This window comes from Mycobacterium sp., assembly GCF_044342925.1.
Taxonomy (GTDB): domain Bacteria; phylum Actinomycetota; class Actinomycetes; order Mycobacteriales; family Mycobacteriaceae; genus Mycobacterium.
On record NZ_JBIIOV010000228.1, the window covers coordinates 1 to 4,075 of the forward strand.

The following is a 4,075-nucleotide window of genomic DNA, read 5'->3' on the forward strand; positions in this document are numbered from 1 at the left end:
TCACAAGCAGCCGGAATTCCTTGCGCCGCAAGACAAAGGTCCCTGGGCGGCGTTCGACCTGACGCTGGGCAAGGCGCTCTATTCCGGCTTCACCGTCGGGGGGCTGGGCACCGACGTCGACGGCCGGGTGCTGGACTCCGACGCCCATCCGATTCGGGGTCTGTATGCGGCCGGCGCCTGCGCCTCCACCCTGGCCCAGGACGGCAAGGGGTATTCCAGCGGAACGCAATTGGGGTCGGGGTCGTTCTTCGGCCGGCGCGCCGGTGCGCACGCGGCCCGCGCGGCGGCGAGCGCGAAAACCGGTTAGACCCCGACCGGTTCGTCCTCGCGGTCCAGTTCCCAGCGGCCGTCGCCCAGCAGACGCAGATGGCGTTCGTGATGCTGCTCCACCGTCCCGCGGTGGGTGACCGACACCATGATGCTGTCGGGCAGTTGCTCATTGAGTATCCGGTAGATGGCGTACTCCTGGCCTTCGTCGATCGCCGAGGTGGACTCGTCGAGGAAGATCAGCCGCGGCTTCTGCAACAGCACGCGGGCGAAAGCGATCCGCTGCTGCTCGCCCGGGGAGAGCACCTTCGCCCAGTCCTGGATCTCGTCGAGCCGGCCGGCGAGGTGGCCCAGCGCGACAGCATCGAGTGCGGCCACCAGATCCTCGTCGTCGAGGGTGGACTCCCGGCTCGGATAGGACAGCACCGCGCGCAGATCGCCCAGCGGCAGGTAGGGCACCTGGGAGAGGAACATCGCGTCACCGTCGCCGTCCGGGTGGCGCACCGTGCCGGTGGCGAACGGCCACAGCCGGGCGATGCTGCGCAGCAGCGTCGTTCGCCCGCACCCTGACTTGCCGGTGATCACCAGCGACTCGCCCGGTTCCAGCCGCAGATTCAACCCCGCCAGCAGCTGCTTGCCCTGCGGGTCGCGGACCTCCACATCCCGCAGTTCCAGGGCCCCGTCGTCGCTGTGCTCGGCGGTCAGCCGGGTCAGCGCGCGGGACTGCTCGTTGGCGGTGACCAGGCCGTCGAGCCGGATGATGGTGGCGCGGTAGGAGGCGAACGAGTCGTAGACCGAGCGGAAGAACGACAGCGAGTCGTGCACGCTGCTGAAGGCGCTGGCCGACTGGGTGACGTCACCGAAGTTGATCTGGCCGGTGAACAACCGTTGCGCCTGCACCATCAGTGGCAGCGGGTTGATGATCTGGTTGATGGACTGGTTCCAGCCGAGCAGCGCCAGCGAGCGCACCACGTAGCCGCGGTAATTGGAGATGATCGCCGCGAAACGTGTGCGCAGGATCGACTTCTCGGCGTCCTCGCCGCGGTAGAAGCTGATCGACTCGGCGGCGTCGCGGGCACGCACCAGGCCGTAGCGGAAGGCGGCGTTGGTCAGTTCGTTGCGGAAGCTGAACCGGATCAGCGGCCTGCCGATCCAGAACGCGACGACGGTGGTGGCGAACACATACAGCAGGGCGATCCAGAACAGCGCATGGTCCAGGGTGACGCCGAAGAACGTCAACGGCCCGGACAGGTTCCACAGGATGGGGGTGAAGGCCACCACCGACACCATCGCGTTGACGGCGCCGAACAGCAGCGTCGTGGCGGTTCCGACGGTCGGGGTGTTCTCGCCGGTCCCGGTGCACGTGGTGAACGCGTCGATGTCGAGCTGGATGCGCTGGTCGGGATTATCGACCGGCTGGTCGAGGAACCGGCCGCGATAGAACGACTCGTCGTCGAGCCAGTCCGCGGTCAGCCGGTCGGTCAGCCACACCCGCCAGCGGATGATGAAGTGCTGGGTCAGGTAGATGTCGATCAGCTGCCGGCCCACGTACACCGCGGCGATGACAATGAATGTGACGATTGCGGTCCAGAAGCCGCGCACGCCGGAATCGCGGACCGCGTCGTTGCCGGCGCCGACGCCCTCGAACGCCACCTGCAGCGCGTTGAACTGGTCGTTGAGCTGGTAGCTCAGCAGCACCTGGATCCGCACCGCGATCAGCGTCAGGAACAGCAGCACCCCCAGCCATGCCCAGACCGGAAGACTGCCGCGCCCTCGGAAATACCCGCCGGTCACCCGCCAGAATTGGCGGCCCCAGGTGGTCAGGCGGGCCAGCAACACCAGTACGACCACCGTGACGACGGCGGTGATCAGCCAGGCTTTCGCCGTCCACAGCAGCGAACCGACGAGTTCGTTCGCCCAATCCAGCGAGGGTTCGTACATCTCCACGCGGCCAGCATGGCAGCAACCGCGCTACACCGGCGTCGGTTCGCGGCCCTCCACCGTGCCCAGCCGCCAGGCGCCGTCGCCGAGCAGTTCCAGGTGCCGCTCGTGGTAGCGGTCCACCGTCGGCCGATGGCTGACACTGACCACGATGGTGTCGGGCAGTTCGCTGCGGATCAACTCGTACACGACGTACTCCAGGCCCTCGTCCAGCGCCGAGGTGGCCTCGTCGAGGAACGCCACCTTGGGCCGGGTCAGCAGGATTCGGGCGAAGGCGATCCGCTGCTGCTCGCCGGGGGAGAGCACCTTGGCCCAATCCTCGTCCTCGTTGAGCCGCGTGGTCAGATGCGTCAGCGCCACCTTGGACAGCACCCGCTGCAGGTCCTCGTCGGCGATCTCGCCGGTCTGAGCCGGGTAGGACACCACCGTGCGCAGGTCGCCGAGCGGCACATAGGGCAGCTGGGACAGGAACATCGTCTGGTGGCCGTCGACCGGACGCGTGACGGTGCCGCTGGTGTAGGGCCACATCTGGGCCAGGCTGCGCAGCAGCGTGGTCTTGCCGGAGCCGGATCGCCCGGTCACCACCATGGTGTCGCCGCGGTCCAAGCGCATGGTCAGCGGGTCGATCAGCTGGCTGCCGGCCGGGGTGCGGACCTCGACGTCGGCGAGTTCCACCGAACCGTCGGTGCTGGGAACCGTTGCCAGGCTGGGCATCTCCCGGGCGTCGGCGTTGGCCTCAATGAGCCCGTGCAGACGGATGATCGAGGCGCGGTAGGCGGCGAAATTGTCGTAGGCGTTGCGGAAGAACGACAGCGAACTGCTGATGCTGCCGAACGCACTGGACGATTGGGTGACGTCGCCGAAGTCGATCTCGCCGGCGAACAGCCGCGGCGCCTGGACCGCCAGCGGCAGCGGGGTGAGGATCTGGCTCATGGCCAGGTTCCATCCGGTGAAGCCCAGCTGCCGCCGGACGAAGGCCCGGTAGTTGGCGATGATCTTGTCGAACCGGGTGCGCAGGATTCCTCGTTCGGTCGCCTCGCCGCGGTAGAAGCCCACCGCTTCGGCGGCGTCCCGCAACCGGACCAGCGCGTAGCGGAAGGCTGCGTTGGTGCGCTCGTTGCGGAAGTTGAGCCGGATCAGTGGTCGGCCGATCCAGATTGCCACCACGGTGGCCAGAAAGATGTAGACGAACGCCACCCAAAACAGTGCGCGGGGCAGCGTGATGTCGAAGAGCGTCACCGGACCGGACAGGTTCCACAGAATCGGGATGAAGGCCACCACGGTGCACACCGACGAGATAGCGCCGAACACCAGCACTGAACCGGTTCCGATGGTCGGGGTGTTGGGGCTGCCGCCGACGCCGGTGGTGAAGACGTCGATGTCCTGCTGGATTCGCTGATCGGGGTTGTCGGTGTTGCTGTCGGTGAACCTGCCGCGGTAATAGGCGCGATCGCCGAGCCAGTCAGCCGTCAGCCGGTCGGTGAGCCAGGTGCGCCAGCGGATGATGAACCGCTGGGTCAGGTATAGGTCGAGCATCACCAGGCTGATATAGACGGTGGCCAGAATGCAGAAAGTGCCGAGTGCCACCCAGAAACCGTGGATGGCATCCGTGCGGATGGCCTCCTCTTTGGCGCCGATGGCCTGGAAGGCGGTCTGCAGCGCCGAATAGAGGTCGTTGCTGAAGTAGCTGAATAGCACGTCGAGGCGCACGGAGATCATCACCGAAAGCAACAGAATGGCCAGCCACAGCCACACCTTCACCGACGACCGCCCGGTGAAGTAGGCGCCGGTGATCCGCCAGTACTGCCGGCCCCACACCGTGAAGCGGGACAGCAGGAACAGCACCAGCATGGTGGCCACCGCGGCG

General features: G+C 66.9%; 3 protein-coding genes. 1 reads left to right on the forward strand and 2 read right to left on the reverse strand.

All coding sequences use genetic code 11. The annotated features are described in order from the left end of the window. Positions 1-307 (forward strand): FAD-binding protein (locus ADBZ6I_RS16430; protein WP_526385722.1); only part of this gene is annotated, 307 nt, incomplete at its 5' end. Here the strand turns inward: ADBZ6I_RS16430 and ADBZ6I_RS16435 are convergent. Beyond that, on the reverse strand, positions 304-2,214 hold the full coding sequence (locus ADBZ6I_RS16435; protein WP_526385724.1) for an ABC transporter ATP-binding protein/permease: 1,911 nt from the start codon (positions 2,212-2,214) through the stop codon (positions 304-306). The genes ADBZ6I_RS16430 and ADBZ6I_RS16435 overlap by 4 nt on opposite strands. Before the next feature lie 24 nt (positions 2,215-2,238). Beyond that, positions 2,239-4,075 (reverse strand): ABC transporter ATP-binding protein/permease (locus ADBZ6I_RS16440; protein ID WP_526385726.1); only part of this gene is annotated, 1,837 nt, incomplete at its 5' end.